The following is a 17,102-nucleotide window of genomic DNA, read 5'->3' as shown; positions in this document are numbered from 1 at the left end:
CGGTCAGTCCTTCAGCTGCAGCACGGCGGAGGCGTCCGTGCTCGGCGACGGGGTGGCGTCCAGCCGTGCGTCGTCGGCTATCCGGCCGTCGAAGAAGCTGATCACCCGGTCCGCGGCGCTCGCCAGCCGTGCGTCGTGCGTGACCAGCAGGATGGTCTGGCCGCGCTGGTGGAAACGGGACAGCAGCCGCATCACCTCGCGGGTGCCCTTGCTGTCCAGGCTGCCCGCGGGCTCGTCGGCGAGCAGCAGCGGCGGCTGGTTGACCAGCGCCCGGGCCAGCGCCACCCGCTGCTGTTCGCCGCCGGACAGCTCGCCCGGCATGCTCCGCTCCTTGCCCGTGAGACCCAGCTCGGTCAGCAGCTCGTCCCGCATCGCGCGCGCCTGCTTGGGGGAGACCCCGGCCAGCAGCGCGGGCAGCTCGACGTTGTCCGCGACCGACAGGTTGGAGACCAGGTTGAAGAACTGGAAGACGATGCCGATCCGGCGTCGGCGTTCCACGGCCCACCGCGCCTCGCTGTAGGCGTCCGCGCGCTCGCCGTGCAGCCAGATGCGGCCGCTGTCCGGTCGCTGGAGCCCGCCGAGCAGATGCAGCAGGGTCGACTTACCGGCGCCGGAAGGACCGGTGACGGCCACGAATTCGCCTTGCCGCACACACAGATCCACCCCGCGTACGGCGTGCGCGGGCGCGCCCTCGCCGTGGTGGGTCTTGACGAGGCCTTCGGCGCGCAGCACAGGAGTGGGGGTGTCGCTCACTCCGGCTCCTCCAGTTCCTCCTGGCAACGCTCCAGCCAGTCGAGGTCGGCCTGGAGGTGCAGCATGGCGCCTTCGACCAACAGGTGGGCGATCCGGTTGTCCCGGTTCTCGGCCGTGACGAGCTTCGACAGGTTGCGCATGGTGTTCAGGTAGTGGCGTCGCTGCTTGTTGATCAGGTCTATCTGGTCGGCGAGACCGGTCTGCGGGGCGAGCGCGAACTTCATGAAGAACTCGTCCCGCACCCGCGGTTCGTCGGCCGTGTCCTCGTACCAGGCGAGCAGCGTCTCCTGCCCGGCGTCGGTGAGGCGGTAGATCTTCTTGTTGGGCCGACTCGACTGCTCGACCTCTTCACCCTCGATCAGTCCCGACTTCTCGAGGCGGCCGAGGGTCACGTAGATCTGGCCGATGTTCGGCTGAGGGTACGCGGCACCCAGCAGTTGCTCAAGGTCCTGCTTGAGCTCGTAGCCATGGGCCGGGCCGCGTGCCAGCAGTGCCAGGAGGGGCAGGCGCACTCGTGCTGTCCTCCTCGCAGCCTCGTAGTGTGGTCCAGGCCCTAGTATCGCCCATACCTAACGGGTATACATGGCCACTGATTCCGGGCGACGGAGCCCAGCGCCGGTGTACAGGGAGGAACCTATGCGGTGGATACGCGCCGCCGGTAGGGGCCTTCTCGTCCTCGCGGTGGTCCTGGCCGGTTACGGCGGGACCGGTGCCCACGCCGACGCGGGGTCCGAGGGCCGTGGACCACTGACCCTGGCCACGGGCGGCGACCTGACCGGCTACCTCGGCTCGCTCCTCCAGGGCTGGAACCGCGCCCACCCATCGGAGCGCGTCACCCTCGTCGAACTACCGGACTCCCCGGACGAGACCCGCGCCCAGATGATCACCGACCTGCGCGACGGGGACCACGGCCGCTTCGACATGCTCAACATCGACGTCGCCTGGACCTCGGAGTTCGCCGCCGCCGACTGGATCCGCCCGCTGCCACGCGACCGCTTCCCGCTGGGCAGTTTCCTCCCACCGGTCGTGGACACGGCGACGTACGACGGACAGCTGTACGCCGTCCCGTACGTCACCAACGCGGGCCTGCTCCTGTACCGCAAGGACATCCTCGCCGCGGAGGGCGTCCCGGCGCCCCGCACCTGGGCCGAGCTGGAGCGCGACGCGAAGACGATCGCGCCCAGGCACGGACTCGACGGCTACGCGGGCCAGTTCCTGCCCTACGAGGGACTCACCGTCAACGCGGCCGAGGCCGTGTACTCGGCGGGGGGCACCATCCTCGGCGACGAAGGCGACCGTGTCACCGTCGGCTCGGCTGCCCGGGAGGGTATCGGCTTCCTCGCCCGCGGTGTCCGGGAGGGCTGGGTGCCCAAGGAGGCGCTGACGTACACGGAGGAGGAGTCCAGGCGGGCGTTCCAGGACGGGCGGCTGCTCTTCCTGCGCAACTGGCCCTACGCGTACGTCAGTGCGTCCGCCGCGGGTTCCGCGGTCGCCGGCAAGGTCGGCGCCGTACCTCTGCCGGGGCCCGACGGGCCCGGGACCAGTGTGCTCGGCGGCTCCAACCTGGCCGTCACCACCCATGCCGCGCATCCGGAAACCGCCGCGCGCCTGATCGCCTACCTCACCAGTGAGGGCGTCCAGCGGCAGGTCCTCCTGAAGGGCGCGCTGCCTCCCGTACGCGCGGATCTGTACGAGGATCCGGAACTGGTGCGGAAGTTCCCGTACCTGCCGACCCTGCGTGCCAGTGTCCTCACGGCCGCGCCGCGCCCGAAGAGCCCCCGCTACGACCAGGTCAGCCTGGTGGTGCAGGCGGTCGTCCACGACGCGGTGACCGGGCACACGACTCCCGAGGCGGCCGTGCGACGGCTGGCCAGGGAGCTGGCGGAGATCGCCCGCCGCGGCTGAGAGCTCTGCCGCCTCTCCCTCCCTCCTACCTACATGTTAGGTAACGCGATGGTCTCACCCTCTCTCGTTCAGGGACTATTTATCCGTATATAGAACCCTGCTCTCGCGATTGCCGCTGCGAGTTCATTGACACTCGCCTGAAACGGCTACCTAACATGCATGCATAACAGTCAGCCCGCACAGACAGGTCCATGGGGTGAGCTCCAAGCACATCGACACGCCGCACTGGTGGCGTGATGCAGTGATCTACCAGGTGTACGTCCGCAGCTTCCTGGACAGCACCGGCGACGGCGTCGGCGATCTCGCCGGAGTCCGCGCGGGGCTTCCCTACCTGAAGAAGCTGGGAGTCGACGGGATCTGGCTGAGCCCCTTCTACCCCTCACCCCAGCACGACCACGGCTACGACGTCGCCGACTACTGCGATGTCGACCCGCTCTTCGGGGACCTCGCCGAGTTCGACCTGCTGATGGCGGCGGCCCGGCGGCTGGGCATCAGGGTGCTGCTCGACATCGTTCCCAACCACTGCTCCAGCGACCACCCGTGGTTCCGTGAGGCACTGGCCTCCGAGGCGGGCAGCGCGGCCCGGGCCCGCTTCCACTTCGCCGACGGCCGTGGCCCCGACGGGACCGAGCCGCCCAACAACTGGCACGCCATGTTCGGCGGCCCCGCATGGTCCCGCGTCACGGAGCCGGACGGCCGCCCGGGCCAGTGGTACCTGCACATGTTCACCCCCGAACAGCCCGACTGGAACTGGCGCGACCCCGAAGTCGGAGCCGAGTTCGACCGCGTCCTGCGCTTCTGGCTCGACCGGGGCGTGGACGGCTTCCGCATCGACGTCGCCGCCGGGCTCTTCAAACACCCCGAACTGCCCGACTCGCCCGACCCCGAGGCCGACGCCCGGACGCGTGACTCCGTCAACCCACTCGCCTGGAACCAGCCGGAGGTGCACGGCGTGTGGCGCCGCTGGCGCGCGGTGTGCGAGGAGTACGCGGCGCGCGACGGCCGCGAACGGCTCCTGGTCGGCGAGGTCTCGGTACCCACAGCCCGTGAACACGCGAAGTACGTACGCCCCGACGAACTGCACCAGGCCTTCTTCTTCGACCTGTTGAGCGCCTCCTGGGACGCCGACGCCTTCCGCAAGGTCATCTCCGAGGCCATGCAGGACATCGCGGGAACGGGATCGACCGTCACCTGGGTCCTCAACAACCACGATCAGGTCCGCACCGTGACCCGCTACGGCGAACCGGCCCCCGAGGGCAGCGGGCTCGGCGCGGCCCGCGCCCGTGCCGCCGCCCTGCTGATGCTCGCACTGCCCGGCGGCGCGTACATCTACCAGGGCGAGGAGCTGGGACTGCCCGAGGTCGTCGACCTGCCGGACGACGTGCTCACCGACCCGATCTTCCACCGCACCGGCAGCCGCGCCCGCATCCGCGACGGCTGCCGGGTACCGCTGCCATGGTCCGGGCAGGCCTCGCCCTTCGGCTTCACCTCGGGTGTCGAACACGTCAAGCCCTGGCTGCCGCAGCCGGACTACTTCGCCGAGTACGCCACCGACCGGGCCCTCGCCGACACCCGCTCCTTCTGGCACCTGTACCGCGACGGCCTCCAACTGCGTGCCGCGCTGCCCCAGTTGGGCGAGGGCGAGCTGCGCTGGCTGGACACCCAGCCAGGCGTCCTCGGCTTCGTCCGCGGCGACAGCCTCGTCTGCGCCGTCAACTTCGGTACGACGCCCACGCCGGCGCCCGTCTCCGGCACCCCCCTGCTGTCCAGCGGCCCCTGCCCGGCCGGGGTGCTCCCCGGCTCCACGGCCGCCTGGTGGATCGGCGACGACACCGATTCCTGAGCCCCACACCTCCCCACCCCGGCAATCACCCTCCCCGAAGGGACATCAACGATGATGCGACGACGTACCGCCCTGCTCACCGGCTGCACCGCACTCGTCCTGGCGCTCGGCTCCACCGCCTGCGGTGGCGGCGGCCCCGTCTCCGCCGGCGGCGGCGACCAGGCGTTCAGCGGCCAGACGGTCTCCGTGGCCGGCGTCTGGTCCGGCAGCGAACAGAAGAACTTCCAGAAGGTGCTGGACGCCTTCACCGAGAAGACCGGCGCCAAGACCCAGTTCGTCTCCACCGGCGACAACGTCTCCACCGTCGTCGGCAGCAAGATCGAGGGCGGCAACGCCCCCGACGTGGTGATGGTCCCGCAGGTCGGCGTGCTCCAGCAGTTCGCCCAGAAGGGCTGGCTCAAGCCGCTGTCCACGGCCACCCGCAAGTCCGTCGACGCCAACTACGCGAGCGTGTGGAAGGACTACGGCAGCGTCGACGGCACCCTCTACGGCCTGTACTTCAAGGCCGCCCACAAGTCGACCGTCTGGTACAGCCCCGACGCCCTCGACCAGGCCGGCGTCCAGCCGCCGAAGACGTACGACGCGATGCTGAAGGCCGGGCGCACCGTCTCCGACTCGGGGCTCGCCGCCTTCTCCGTCGCCGGACAGGACGGCTGGACACTCACCGACTGGTTCGAGAACGTCTACCTCTCCCAGGCCGGCCCCGAGAAGTACGACGCCCTCGCGGCGCACCGGTTGAAGTGGACCGACCAGAGCGTCATCGACGCGCTCACGACGCTCGGCAAGCTCTTCAAGGACAAGCAGCTCCTGGCGGGCGGACAGCAGGGCGCCCTCAACACCGACTTCCCGGGCTCCGTCGAGAAGGTCTTCGGGCCCGAACCCGAGGCCGGCATGGTCTACGAGGGCGATTTCGTCGCCGGTGTCGCCAAGGACCAGTTCGGCCGGAAGATCGGCGAGGACGCGAACTTCTTCCCGTTCCCGCCCGTCGGCGGCGGCGAGGCACCCGTGGTCAGCGGCGGCGACGCGGCCGTCGTCCTCAAGGACGGCAAGAACACCAAGGCCGGCATGGCCCTCCTGGAGTACCTGGCGACCCCCGAGGCCGCCGCCGTGTGGGCGAAGACGGGCGGCTTCCTCTCCCCGAACAAGGGACTCGACCTCGCCTCCTACGGCGACGACGTCACCCGCACCACCGCCAAGTCCCTCATAGCCGCCGGGGATTCGGTCCGCTTCGACATGTCCGACCAGGCACCGGCCGCGTTCGGCGGGACCAAGGGCGCGGGCGAGTGGAAGATCCTCCAGGACTTCCTGCGCGACCCGTCCGACCCCAAGGCGACCGCGGCACAGCTGGAGACCGCCGCGGCCAAGGCCTACAAGGACTGATCGCGATGACCGCCACGCTCACGAAGGTGAGCGGTCCCCCCGCCGCCGGAACCGTCGCCCACAAGCGGCGCGCCCGGCGGCGGGGGCGGACCATCGCCCTCCTCTTCGTCCTCCCCGCGCTGCTCCTGCTCGGCGCTCTCGTCCTCTACCCGGTGCTGTTCACGGTCGGCCGCAGCTTCTTCGACGCCTCCGGGACCCGCTTCGTGGGCGGTGACAACTACACCGAGATGTTCCGCGACCCGGCCACCCTCACCGCACTCCGCAACACGATCATCTGGGTGGTCGTGGCCCCCGCCCTGCTGACGGGCCTGGGACTGATCCTCGCCGTACTCGTCGAGAAGGTCCGCTGGGCCACGGCGTTCAAACTGCTGCTGTTCATGCCCATGGCCGTCTCCTTCCTGGCGGCGGGCATCATCTTCCGCCTCGCCTACGACGAGGACCCGGACAAGGGCGTCCTGAACGCGGCGGTGGTCGGCATCCACGACGCCTTCGAAGGCACCTCCTCCTACCCGACCGCCCGCGCCCGCGACGGGCAGGGACTGACCCAGGGCGCCGACGGCTCGTACCGCACGAGCACGAGCGTCTCACCGGGCGACACGGTCTCTCTCGGCCTGGTCGGCGTAGCGCCCAAGGAACTGCCCCAGGACGCGCGGCCCGCCCAGGCGGCCGCGGCCCGCCAGGCGGGCGCGGACGAACTGCGCGGCGTCGTCTACCTCGACTTCACGCGCGGCGGGGGAGGCAAGCAGGGGGTGGTCGACCCCCGGGAGAGCGGACTGCCGCAGATGCGGGTCGAGGCGGTGCGCGACGGGAGGACGATCGCGAGCACGACCACCGCCGCCGACGGCTCCTTCCGCTTCACGGGCCTGGACGCGGGTTCTTACACCGTCACGCTCCCCGGCTCGAACTTCGCCCCGCCCTACGAGGGCATCTCCTGGCTCGGCCCGGCGCTCGTCACTCCGGCGATCATCGGTGCCTACCTGTGGATCTGGACCGGCTTCGCGATGGTCCTCATCGGCGCCGGCCTGTCGACGCTGCCCCGGGACGCGCTGGAGGCCGCCCGGATGGACGGCGCCAACGAGTGGCAGATCTTCCGGCGGATCACCGTGCCCCTGCTCGCGCCCGTACTGACCGTGGTCTTCGTGACCCTCGTCATCAACGTGATGAAGGTGTTCGACCTCGTCTACATCATCGCGCCAGGACCCGTGCAGGAGGACGCCACCGTGCTGGCCACCCAGATGTGGCTCGTGTCCTTCGGCGGCGGCAACGACCAGGGGCTCGGCAGTGCCCTCGGGGTCCTGCTCCTGCTCCTGGTGATCCCCGCCATGGTCTTCAACGTCCGCCGCTTCCGAGGGAGTCAGCGATGAACCTCAGTGCGCTCCGGCGCGGGTTCGCCAACAGCGTGGTCCAGGCCGTCCTCGTGGTCGTCGGACTGATCTGGCTCACTCCGCTCGCCGGACTGCTCCTGTCGTCCCTGCGCTCCACGCAGGACACGGCCAAGGGCGGCTGGTGGACGACGTTCACCAGCCCGGGGCAGCTGTCCTTCGACAACTACGCGGCGCTGCTGAAGAACTCCGGGATCACGCGGGCGTTCTGGAACACGGTGCTGATCTCGGTTCCGACGACGTTGCTCGTCGTGGTGATCGCCGCGCTCGCCGGATACGCCTTCGCGTGGCTGGACTTCCCCGGCCGCGACGCACTCTTCCTGCTCGTCGTCGCCCTGCTGGTGGTGCCGGTGCAGATCGGCCTGCTGCCCGTGGCCAAACTCTTCGGCCAGCTGGGGCTGTTCGGCACCATCCCCGGCGTCGTCCTCTTCCACGTCTCCTACGGCCTGCCCTTCGCGATCTTCCTGCTGCGGAACTACTTCGCCGAGATACCGCGGGAGATGCTGGAGGCCGCCCGCATGGACGGAGGCAGCGAGTGGCGCATCTTCATCCGGCTCGTCCTGCCGGTGGGGCGCCCCGCCCTCGCGAGCCTCGCCATCTTCCAGTTCCTGTGGGTGTGGAACGACATGCTGGTGGCGCTCCTCTTCGCGGACGGCTCGGCGCAGCCTCTGACCGTGGAACTGCAGTCGCAGATACGGCAGTTCGGCAGCAACATCGATGTGCTGGCGCCCGGCGCCTTCCTGTCCCTGATCGTGCCGGTGGTCGTGTTCTTCGCCTTCCAACGGCACTTCGTCCAGGGGGTGATGGCCGGGTCCGTGAAGTAGGGGGTCACCGGCCGCACGCCCCGGCCTCACCTGATCGGTTCAGTACGATGATTCCCCGGCGATCGCGCCGACCTGCACCTCAGGAGGCGCCATGGACACCGTGGACCCGTCAGTGCGCCGGCGCCAGAAGCGTGATCGTCAGGTGGGCAATCCGGCGGCTCTGCGTATGGGCGTGATCTGGTTCGTCCTCGGTGCCGCCGGCGCCTTCGTGCTCGCTCTGCCCGTCGCCCTGTGGTTCGACGCGCTGCGCGCGATCTCCCTCAACGCGCCGTCGGGCACCCACGTCTCCGGTGTCTCGGTCCCGCTCGTGGTCGTCGGGATGGTCGCGGGGATGCTCCTGACGGGCCTGGGGCTGCCGGTGGGCGCCCATCATCTCGACGGCTACCGGGCGGCACGGGGCGGCGGCGGATGGGCGCTGGCGATCGGCGTCGCCGTCTTCGCCCTGGGCGTCGCCGTCGCGTCGCGCGGCTGGGTGGAGGCGGACCGCGTCGGCTGGGTGGTGACGGACTACGAGCCGCCGGAGCCGTGGGGTTGGGGGCAGTGGATCCTCTACTACGCCGACCTCTGGCTGCCCGGCCTCCTGGTCATGCTCTCGCTCCTGCTGGTGTGGTCGGCCGTCCGGACCCAGCGCCGCAGTGCCGCGAGCGCCGCCACCCGGAACCGGCTGCTGACCGAGGGGATGCGGACCACCGGGACCATCAGCGAGCTGCGCATCCACTACTCCAGCGACGACTCCGGAGGGCGGCGTGTCGCGGGGGCCACCGCCACGGTCACCTACGTCGACGCCGCCGGCACGCGCCGCTGGGTGACGCGCAAGTACAGCGACGCGTCCGTGCTCGTCCAGGGTGGCGCGGTGCAGGTGCTCCACGACGCTGCCCGTCCGGACGACGACGACTCGGTGTTCGTGAGCTTCCTGCGGGAACCGGCGGCCCTCGACTGGGTCTGACGGAACGGCACCTGGCGGGTCGAGCGGCGCCGGGTATCGGTCGCCGGCCGAGGCGGTCAAGCTCTTGGCCTTGGTCGGGTGCGCTTTGGTCAGTCGTTCGAGCGGTCGGCGGTGACCTTGCCGGAGTCCGGGCTCACGCGCCATTCGCTGCCGGTGCCGTCGGGGGCGGTGGTGTCGGCGTCCCAGGCCGGGTCCCTGCTCTCCTCGTCCAGGTCGACGGAGGTCACCGTGCCCTTGGCGGCGGCGGCCTCGGCGGCCTCCGCGGCGCTCACCGAGGTGCCCTTGAGGGCGGCACGGATCTGCGCCGTCTCGGCGGCGTCGTCACCGTCTTCGTCCTTCTCGGTGTGCGAGCCGAGGACCTTGCCGTCGGCCGGGGCCACCTGGACGCTGTGCCAGGTACCGCCGCCTGCCAGCACATCGACCTCCCACACATGGGCCGTGCCCTCGTCGTCCAGGTCGGCCGAGACCGCCGTACCGGTCGTGTGCCGCAGCGCCGCCCTGATCGCGTCCGCGGCCGTGATCTGTCCGGCCTTCGCCGCGGCGGAGTTCTCGGCCTTGTCCTCGGCGGGCCCGTCCTTTGCGCCGGCGGACCGGTCCCCGTCCTGGGCGGTGCCATCGGTGTCGGCGGGGTCGTTCGTCACCGCCACGGTCTTCTTCGCCGGCCCTTCGTCGTCACCCGAGACCGCGATGGCGGCGGCGGTGCCGCCGCCGACCAGAGCGACGGCCGCGACGGCGGCGATGACGGTGTTGCGCTTCATGGGGTTCCTCCAGAATGCGAACGACTGCAACGAATGACAGAGGTCTTTGTCGATCGCAGTCGGCCGGTCCGCCTCGTCTGCTGTCGACGGGACTCAATCTGGCCGACCGACACTGAAGCGGAGCTGAAGCCCCCTGAAGGCCGCTTCAGGTTCGGTTTGCCAAGCTGAACGCATGCGTCTGTTGATCGTGGAAGATGAGAAGCGGCTCGCGCTGTCGCTGGCCAGGGGTCTGACGGCCGAGGGGTATGCCGTGGACGTCGTCCACGACGGAACCGAGGGCCTGCACCAGGCGAGTGAGGGGGCCTACGACCTGGTGATCCTCGACATCATGCTGCCCGGCATGAACGGCTACAGGGTCTGCGCCGCCCTGCGCGCCGGCGGCCATGACGTGCCGATCCTGATGCTCACCGCCAAGGACGGCGAGTACGACGAGGCGGAGGGCCTGGACACGGGTGCCGACGACTACCTCACCAAGCCGTTCTCCTACGTCGTCCTCGTCGCCCGGGTGAAGGCGCTGCTCAGGCGGCGCGGGCCGGCGGGCGGAGCCTCACCCGTGCACACGGTCGGCGATCTGAAGGTCGACACCGCGGCCCGGCGGGTGTTCCTCGCCGAGGACGAGATCACCCTGACCACCAAGGAGTTCTCCGTCCTCGAGCAGCTCGTGATGAGAGCCGGTGAGGTCGTGTCGAAGTCCGACATCCTGGAGCACGTCTGGGACTTCGCGTACGACGGCGACCCGAACATCGTCGAGGTCTACATCAGCACGCTGCGCCGCAAGCTCGGTCCGGCGCTCATCAAGACGGTACGCGGGGCCGGATACAGGTTGGAGGTCCGTCCGTGAAGCGCCGCCTCCGCTCCGTGCGGGCGCGGGCCACCCTCGCCGCGACGGTCGTCGTCGCCATAGCCCTGGTCGCGGCGGGCACCGCCGTAGTGCTCTCGCTGCGGTTCACCCTCACCGACAAGGCGGACGCCGAGGCCGACTCCGTCGCTCGTAACGCCGCCTCGGCGCTGGCGAACGGGTTCGCGTACGACCAGCTGAACCTGCCGGACGGCGACGAGAACCCCGTCGAGGTCCTGGACCGGGACGAGAAGCCCGTCGCGGTCGGCGAGGACGTCGAGGGCATGAACGTGACCGCCGCCGCCTCGGACCGGCTGAACTCCGAGACCAACGACGATGCCGACGACAGGGCGGAGGGCGATCGGGACACGGAGGACAACGACGCGCTCACCACCGGGGAGATCACCGACGAGACCTGGTACGGCGAGGGCACCGCGACCGTCGAGGGAGTCACGGCGAAGTACCGGTTCGCCGCGGTCGACGTGATCACATCGGGAGGCGTCCCGCTCACCGTCTACGCCGGCGCTCCGCTGTCCATCGAGGAGGACGCCGTCGACGTCGCGCTGACGACGATGCTCATCGGGCTGCCGCTGCTGCTGCTGACCGTCAGCGGGGTGACGTACGTCGTCACCAGACGGGCGCTGCGCCCGGTCGAGGGCATCCGAGCCGAGATGGCCGCCATCATGGCCTCCGAGGACCTGTCACGGCGGGTCCCCGAGCCGGCCACCCACGACGAGATCGCCCGTCTGGCCCGCACGACGAACGAGACCCTTGCCGCCCTGGAGACCTCGGTCGCGCGGCAGCGCGCGTTCGTCGCCGACGCCTCGCACGAGTTGCGGAGCCCCATCGCGTCCCTGCGCACCCAGCTCGAAGTGGGCGCCGCGCACCCGCAGTTGCTGGACCTGGACGGGGCCGTCGAGGACACTGTACGGCTGCAGGGCCTGGCTGCCGACCTGTTGCTGCTCGCCCGCCTGGACGCGGGGGAGCGGCCCCCGCCGGACGCCCGCTTCGACCTGGCGAAGGTCGTGGCGCAGGAAGTGTCCTCACGGGACGGAGTGACTCTCGACAGCGTCGCGTTCGTGGAGGTGCACGGCTTCCGCAGCCAGATCTGCCGGGTCCTCGGCAATCTTCTGGACAACGCGAGGCGGCACGCCCGCGATCGCGTCGCCGTCACCCTGCGCACGGCCGACGACCAGGTGGTCCTCCAGGTCGCCGACGACGGCTCGGGCGTCCCCCTCGCCGACCGCGACCGCATCTTCGAGCGCTTCGTCCGGCTCGACGAGTCCCGAGCCCGGGACGACGGCGGCGCCGGCCTGGGCCTGGCCATCGCGAAGGACATCGCCGTACGCCACGGAGGCACATTGACCGTCAGCGACGCTCCCGGGGGAGGTGCCTTGTTCGAACTGAGACTGCCGCTCTCTCAGCGCCGCGGGCAACGATGACGAAGGTGATGGCGGGGTGGGGATGGGAAGCCGGCGCCTTCTCCGCTGGGGGAGGGCGCCGGCCCCTCAGCCAGGTCAGCTCGTCAGACGGAAGGTGGCGTCGCTGCGGGCGGTGGCGGTGCTGATGGGGTCGAGTTTGAGCTGGTAGGCGTAGTGGCGGATGTAGCGGTCGGGGTGGTTGTAGGACTGGAAGGAGGACCAGGTGGCGTCGGCGAGCCCGGCGACCTGGCGGAAGGTGGCGTCTTCGGCGAAGGCGGTGGTGCCGTCGTTGCGGACGAGTTGGAAGTCGGTTCCGTCGTGGCGCAGGTAGTAGCCGGGGAAGTTGACCGACTCGAAGGAGACGGTGCCGGTGCCGACCAGGCCGGGTCGCGGCCGGAACTGGGCGTCCTCGTTGGTGACGTTCTGGTCGATGCGTACGTCGAAGTTGACGTGCCGCACGTAGCGGTCCTGGAAGTTGAAGGACTGCAGCCGCCTGGCCGGGGTGTTCACCCAGCGGGCCTGGATCCGGGCGTCCTCGGCGGCCGTCAGGTTCAGGATCGAGCCGTGGCGCTTCTTGGTGCCGCCCAGGGAGTAGGTGCCCGACGTCGGAAGCTTGTAGGTGCCGGTGGCGGACGGGTTGGTCGTCGTGACCGGCATGTATCCCTTTCCGGCCGCGTACTGGTCGAGGTAGAGGGTCCACTCGTTGCGGTCGCGGAACTTCATCCACATCGGGCCCTCGACCTGCGAGCCGGTCAGGCCGATGCCTGAGAGGTTGCCGAGGCTGGTCCAGGTGCCGAGGATCGAGTTGCTGCCTTCGAGGGTGATCTGACCGTCGCCGGATGCCCGTACGTAGCGGTAGTTGCCCACGCCGGAGGGAACCTCGACGATCTGGGTGTCGATGATTTCCTGGGAGCCGGGGCGCTCGATGTAGATCTGGGGGGTGGTGATGGTGCGGAAGTCCGTGGTGCGGGCGTAGTGGATGCGGTGCTTCGTCACGCCGTTGAGCGGCGTGTTCGTCGCCCAGTACAGGACGTAGTTGTTGCCGGCCGGATCCCAGATCGCCTCAGGGGCCCAGGCGTTGCGCCCGTCGGGGATGGCCCCGGCGACGTTGAGCAGCCACGGCGCCGACCAGGTGACCAGGTCATTCGACTCCCAGACCACCAGATTGCGGCTGCCGTTGTTGATGGACTGACTCCACGTCTGCCCGCAGTCGATGCACAGGTCGGTCGCGATGATCCAGTACTTGCTGCCGTCGGGGGAGCGGACCAGGGCGGGGTCGCGCACCCCTCGCGTGCCCACGGTCGAACGCAGGGTCATCCCGCCGCCGTTGAGATCGGTCCAGTTCAGGCCGTCCGAGCTGTACGAGAAGTACATCTGCTGACCGGTCGAGCCCTCCCCGATGAAGTGCGTCATCAGGTAACCCGGGTCGGCCGCGGCGGCTCGCTGAGGTGTGATCAGGACTTGGGCTGTGAAGAGGAGGCCGGCGGCGACCAGCATCGCTGCCAGTCTGGAGAGAACCGCGCGCATGAACTTCTCCTGTCGTTCTGCAAATGGCGGCTATTGTTCGAGAAGTCGAACGCTGTTCGTAAATTCGAGCAGAAGATAGATGTTGGTCAAGGGCACGTCAATGGAACCGGCCGGTTTGATCCCCGGGGCGGGCAACTCGTCGCGCCCGGCCCGCCGTCGGTGAAAGCAACTGCTGCAAGAGCATTGACGTAGTGCTGCGCAGAGGGACAGGATCTCGCCTGCAAACATGCGAATGAACCGATTCAATGCCCTGTGTCCGGCAACTGGCCTTTCCCCGCCGCCGACTTCAGCGACACACCGGTGTGGATCGAAGTCGACCTCGGCGCCGACCGGACCATCGGCTCCGTCACCCTCCACCCCCGCACCGACGCCGGCTCGGCGGGCTTCCCCGCTGAGGGCTACCAAACTCGGCACTCCGGCGTCCGACGAGAGCGCCAAGTTCCGCCTGCAGCTTGCCGAGACCGACATCGGCTACCGCGCTACGGCAGCGTCGGACCGGACAGGCGGCTTGTCCTGCGTCATCGGAATCCACGAAGGATTCCGATGACCCGTGGAGTCCGACCGGTTCGGCCGTGCCGGGCATGGATTACGTAAGATCGTCACAGAAATGTCCCCGACGGCCGCGTGGCCATGGGGAGTTAGGTGGCGATGTGACTCCGCTGGTGAGCCGGGCGACAGAACTGGAACTTCTGGACTCGGTGCTCGACCGGACACTCGGCGAGGACGGCGGTTGCTCCGTCGTGGACCTCGCCGGGACCGCGGGCATCGGCAAGAGCCGGCTGATGGCCGAGTTCTGCCGACGGGCGCAGGCCCGGGGGATGACGGTACTGCGCGGCAGGGCCAGCGAATACGAACAGCACATCCCTTACCAGCCGTTCAGCGACGCCCTCGCCGACCACGACATGGAGTTGGCGGATCCGGGTGCCATGGACGCGCGCGGCGACCGGTTCGGGCTGCAGCGCTCCATCGCGAAGCTGCTCGTACGGATCGCCCGGTCCGGCCCCGGTCCCGGGCTCGTCGTGGCGTTGGACGATCTGCACTGGGCGGACCCGGCATCCCTGGAACTCCTCGACCACGTCGTCCGCCATCCCCCGAACGCCCCCGTCGTGATCGTCGTGGCCCGTCGCGACCGCCAGACCACGGCCTCCCTGGACGCCGCGCTCACCCGGGGCATCGACATGGGGACGGTGCTGCGGCTGAACCTCGGCCCCCTCGCCGAGCAGGCGTGCGTCGAGGTACTGGCCCCCGGACTGGCCCCCGGCATGCAGCCCGGCCGGGCCGCCGAGCTGTACGCCGCCAGCGACGGCAATCCGCTGTACTTCCTCGCCCTCCTCCAGGCCGGACAAGCAGGACGCGACGCCGGGCAGGACGCCCCACCGCACTCGGCCGGACTCGGCTCCGTCCTACTGGACGAACTGACCCCGCTGACCGCGGCACAGCGCCGGACCGCCGAGGCGGTGGCCGTCCTCGGCGATCGGGGCAGCGCCGCTCTGCTGAGCGTGGTGACCGGGCGGGACGAGGCCGAGGTCACCGCGGACCTGGGAGCATTGACCGACCGTGATCTCCTGCGTCCCGGGCCGGGCGGACGGTGGGCACTGCGCCATCCGGTGCTCCGAGCGGTCGTGCACGAGAGCACCCACCCCCTGGAACGCGTGCGCATGCATCGCCTCGCCGCGGACGCACTGGCCGCCACGGGTGCTCCCGCCAGCGAACGCGCCCACCACGTCGAGCAGTCACTGACCGGCTGGGACCCGCAGGCCGTCGCCGTACTGTCCGAAGCGGCCGAGCGCTCCGCCGCCACCGCACCCGCGAGCAGCGCCCACTGGCTCGGCGTCGCCCTCACCCACCTGCCCGACCAGCCCCAACACGCCACGCTGCGCCGCGATCTGATGCTGCGACGGGCCCGTGCCCTGGGCGTGTGCGGAGGTCTGCGAGAGAGCCGGGACCTGCTGCATGAGGTGATCGCCATGTCACCGCCCGACGAGGCGGGGGCGCCACGAAGCGTGCGGGCCTCTGCCGTGACACTGTGCGCGGTGATGGAGCGTTACCTGGGGCGGTACGCCGAGGCGGTTGCACTGCTGCGCCGCGAGCTCGCCCGGACACCGGGCCCGTCCGACGCCGACACGGTAGAACTCGGCCTGGAACTCGGATCGTCCGCGCCGCATGCCACCGCCTACCCCCAAGTGCGTGCCGACCTGGCCGGCACCCTCGACCTGGCCCGGTCGCTGGGCGATGAGGTCGCCCAGGCGGGCGCCCTCGGGGTTGCGGCCCTCGGGGAGACGTACGAAGGCAACATGGGTGCCGCGCGGGAGACAAGCGATCGGGCCGCCGCCCTGGTCGACGCCCTTACCGATCACGACCTCGCGGGACTGTGCGAGCCGCTGGCCCGCCTCGGCTGGGCCGAGGCGTTCCTGGAGCGGTACGCCGATGCCGAACGGCACGCCGATCGCGGCCTGGCCATCGCCCGGCGCGGCGGCCAGCTCTATGTCCTGCCGCACCTGCTGCTGTGCAAGGCATATGTTCAACTTCAGACTCTGCGCCTGGACTCGGCCAGGGAACTCGCGGACGAGGCCGAGACGATCGCCCGTGGCATCGGCAGCGACGAACTGCTGGCCTTCGTCCTCACCAACAAGGCGTATACCCAGATGTTCGCCCTCCCGCCCGGTGACCAGGCCGCATTGGCGGTGGCCGAGGAAGCCGTCGCCGCGGCAGGCACGCGTACCAACTGGTGGGCGTCCATCGCCTGGTGCGTGCTCGCCCAGGCGGCGATGCACGCAGGTGATCCTCAGCGCGCCCGGGCCGCGGTCCTGCGTGGCGGAGGCGACGACCTGAAGGCGCTCCACCCGTCCATGCGCCCGCTCATCCTGGAGATCCTCGTCAACTCGGCCATCATGACCGGCGACACGGGAGCCGCCGCGACCTGGGCGGAGCGGGCCCGCAAGGAGGCGGAGCAGCTCAACCTGCCGTCGCAACAGGCCTCGGCGCTGCGCAGCACCGCCCACTGTCTGGCCGTCGGCGGCGACACGGCGGCGGCCGCCGAGCTGTTCGAGGAGGCCGTGGACAGGACGGCCCGTGGGGGAGCGGTGCTGTGGGAAGCGTTCAGCCTGCTGTTCGGCGCACCCCTGACCGTCGCCGCCGATCCGGACCGTGCCCGAGCCATGTGGACACGCGCCCGACAGCTCGCCGAGGCCGGCGGCGCACGTCAACTGACCGGCCTGGCCGATGCGTTCCACCCCCTCGTGTACGACGTGCCCCCGGCCCAGCCTCCGGCCCCGGACCCGGGCCTGTCCGCCCGCGAACGCGAGATCGCCGCCCTGGTCGCCGACGGCCTGACCACCCCGGCCATCGCCGCCCGGCTCTTCCTCAGCCCCCGCACGGTCGAATCTCACCTCAGCCGCATCTACCGCAAGACCGGCGTCACTTCGCGAGCCGCCCTCGCCGTCCTCCAGACCAGACTCGAGCTGCGCGACACGACGAACGGGACTGACGGACCCACCGGATCGTCGCCGTCACCGTCTTGACGGC

The 17,102-nt window shown here is 70.2% G+C and carries 13 protein-coding genes; 9 read left to right on the top strand and 4 right to left on the bottom strand.

Going from position 1 to position 17,102, the window contains the following annotated elements:
• Window positions 1-3: 3 nt before the first annotated feature.
• Window positions 4-753, bottom strand: coding sequence for an ABC transporter ATP-binding protein (locus ACIOHP_RS31200; RefSeq protein ID WP_401892702.1), 750 nt, complete (start codon window positions 751-753; stop codon window positions 4-6).
• Complete coding sequence (locus tag ACIOHP_RS31195; protein ID WP_266818932.1) at window positions 750-1,265, bottom strand: PadR family transcriptional regulator; 516 nt, start codon at window positions 1,263-1,265, stop codon at window positions 750-752. Before ACIOHP_RS31195 ends, ACIOHP_RS31200 begins: the two co-directional genes overlap by 4 nt.
• Before the next feature lie 124 nt (window positions 1,266-1,389).
• Here ACIOHP_RS31195 and ACIOHP_RS31190 point away from each other — a divergent pair, with 124 nt between their 5' ends.
• From ACIOHP_RS31190 to ACIOHP_RS31165, 6 genes are all read left to right on the top strand, one after another.
• Window positions 1,390-2,658 (top strand): ABC transporter substrate-binding protein, encoded by a 1,269-nt coding sequence (locus ACIOHP_RS31190; protein WP_401892700.1) that lies wholly within the window; start codon window positions 1,390-1,392, stop codon window positions 2,656-2,658.
• A 196-nt stretch (window positions 2,659-2,854) separates the two neighbouring features.
• The gene (locus ACIOHP_RS31185; protein WP_401892698.1) at window positions 2,855-4,501 is read left to right on the top strand and encodes a glycoside hydrolase family 13 protein; all 1,647 of its coding nucleotides are present in this window, start codon (window positions 2,855-2,857) and stop codon (window positions 4,499-4,501) included.
• Window positions 4,502-4,552: 51 nt separating this feature from the next.
• On the top strand, window positions 4,553-5,881 hold the full coding sequence (locus ACIOHP_RS31180; protein WP_361556185.1) for an ABC transporter substrate-binding protein: 1,329 nt from the start codon (window positions 4,553-4,555) through the stop codon (window positions 5,879-5,881).
• A 5-nt stretch (window positions 5,882-5,886) separates the two neighbouring features.
• Window positions 5,887-7,245 carry an ABC transporter permease subunit gene (locus tag ACIOHP_RS31175; RefSeq protein WP_401892696.1) on the top strand — a complete coding sequence of 453 codons (1,359 nt, stop codon included), beginning with the start codon at window positions 5,887-5,889 and terminating at the stop codon, window positions 7,243-7,245.
• The gene (locus ACIOHP_RS31170; RefSeq protein WP_401892694.1) at window positions 7,242-8,087 is read left to right on the top strand and encodes a carbohydrate ABC transporter permease; all 846 of its coding nucleotides are present in this window, start codon (window positions 7,242-7,244) and stop codon (window positions 8,085-8,087) included. Before ACIOHP_RS31175 ends, ACIOHP_RS31170 begins: the two co-directional genes overlap by 4 nt.
• A 91-nt stretch (window positions 8,088-8,178) precedes the next feature.
• Window positions 8,179-9,033 (top strand): hypothetical protein, encoded by an 855-nt coding sequence (locus ACIOHP_RS31165; protein WP_401892691.1) that lies wholly within the window; start codon window positions 8,179-8,181, stop codon window positions 9,031-9,033.
• An 89-nt stretch (window positions 9,034-9,122) separates the two neighbouring features.
• Here ACIOHP_RS31165 and ACIOHP_RS31160 read toward each other — a convergent pair whose 3' ends face one another.
• Window positions 9,123-9,791 (bottom strand): PepSY domain-containing protein, encoded by a 669-nt coding sequence (locus tag ACIOHP_RS31160; protein ID WP_401892689.1) that lies wholly within the window; start codon window positions 9,789-9,791, stop codon window positions 9,123-9,125.
• A gap of 172 nt (window positions 9,792-9,963) precedes the next feature.
• On the opposite strand from ACIOHP_RS31160, the gene ACIOHP_RS31155 reads away from it, so the two are divergent.
• Window positions 9,964-10,632 carry a response regulator transcription factor gene (locus ACIOHP_RS31155; protein WP_401892687.1) on the top strand — a complete coding sequence of 223 codons (669 nt, stop codon included), beginning with the start codon at window positions 9,964-9,966 and terminating at the stop codon, window positions 10,630-10,632.
• Window positions 10,629-12,071: an ATP-binding protein gene (locus ACIOHP_RS31150; RefSeq protein WP_401892684.1), complete on the top strand. Its 1,443-nt coding sequence runs from the start codon at window positions 10,629-10,631 to the stop codon at window positions 12,069-12,071. The genes ACIOHP_RS31155 and ACIOHP_RS31150 overlap by 4 nt, the downstream gene beginning before the upstream one ends.
• A gap of 75 nt (window positions 12,072-12,146) precedes the next feature.
• Here ACIOHP_RS31150 and ACIOHP_RS31145 read toward each other — a convergent pair whose 3' ends face one another.
• Window positions 12,147-13,577 carry a glycoside hydrolase family 43 protein gene (locus ACIOHP_RS31145; RefSeq protein WP_401892681.1) on the bottom strand — a complete coding sequence of 477 codons (1,431 nt, stop codon included), beginning with the start codon at window positions 13,575-13,577 and terminating at the stop codon, window positions 12,147-12,149.
• Between the two features lie 659 nt (window positions 13,578-14,236).
• Between ACIOHP_RS31145 and ACIOHP_RS31140 the strand changes: the two genes are divergently transcribed.
• A complete protein-coding gene (locus ACIOHP_RS31140; protein ID WP_401892934.1) occupies window positions 14,237-17,098 on the top strand; it encodes an ATP-binding protein in 2,862 nt (953 codons plus the stop codon).
• The last annotated feature ends 4 nt before the right edge of the window (window positions 17,099-17,102 follow it).

Origin of the sequence: Streptomyces sp. NPDC087859 (assembly GCF_044742595.1) — a bacterium.
Classification (GTDB): Bacteria; Actinomycetota; Actinomycetes; order Streptomycetales; family Streptomycetaceae; genus Streptomyces; species Streptomyces canus_F.
Note: the sequence above shows the minus strand (reverse complement) of the source record. Positions and strands in the feature narration are given on the sequence as shown.

What these genes read in the sequence shown, in the direction of transcription:
- ACIOHP_RS31190 (WP_401892700.1), top strand. Translation starts at nt 1,390, where the DNA reads ATGCGGTGGATACGCGCCGCCGGTAGGGGCCTTCTCGTCCTCGCGGTG.
- ACIOHP_RS31180 (WP_361556185.1), top strand. Translation starts at nt 4,553, where the DNA reads ATGATGCGACGACGTACCGCCCTGCTCACCGGCTGCACCGCACTCGTC.
- ACIOHP_RS31175 (WP_401892696.1), top strand. Translation starts at nt 5,887, where the DNA reads ATGACCGCCACGCTCACGAAGGTGAGCGGTCCCCCCGCCGCCGGAACC.
- ACIOHP_RS31170 (WP_401892694.1), top strand. Translation starts at nt 7,242, where the DNA reads ATGAACCTCAGTGCGCTCCGGCGCGGGTTCGCCAACAGCGTGGTCCAG.
- ACIOHP_RS31165 (WP_401892691.1), top strand. Translation starts at nt 8,179, where the DNA reads ATGGACACCGTGGACCCGTCAGTGCGCCGGCGCCAGAAGCGTGATCGT.
- ACIOHP_RS31160 (WP_401892689.1), bottom strand. Translation starts at nt 9,791, where the DNA reads ATGAAGCGCAACACCGTCATCGCCGCCGTCGCGGCCGTCGCTCTGGTC.
- ACIOHP_RS31155 (WP_401892687.1), top strand. Translation starts at nt 9,964, where the DNA reads ATGCGTCTGTTGATCGTGGAAGATGAGAAGCGGCTCGCGCTGTCGCTG.
- ACIOHP_RS31145 (WP_401892681.1), bottom strand. Translation starts at nt 13,577, where the DNA reads ATGCGCGCGGTTCTCTCCAGACTGGCAGCGATGCTGGTCGCCGCCGGC.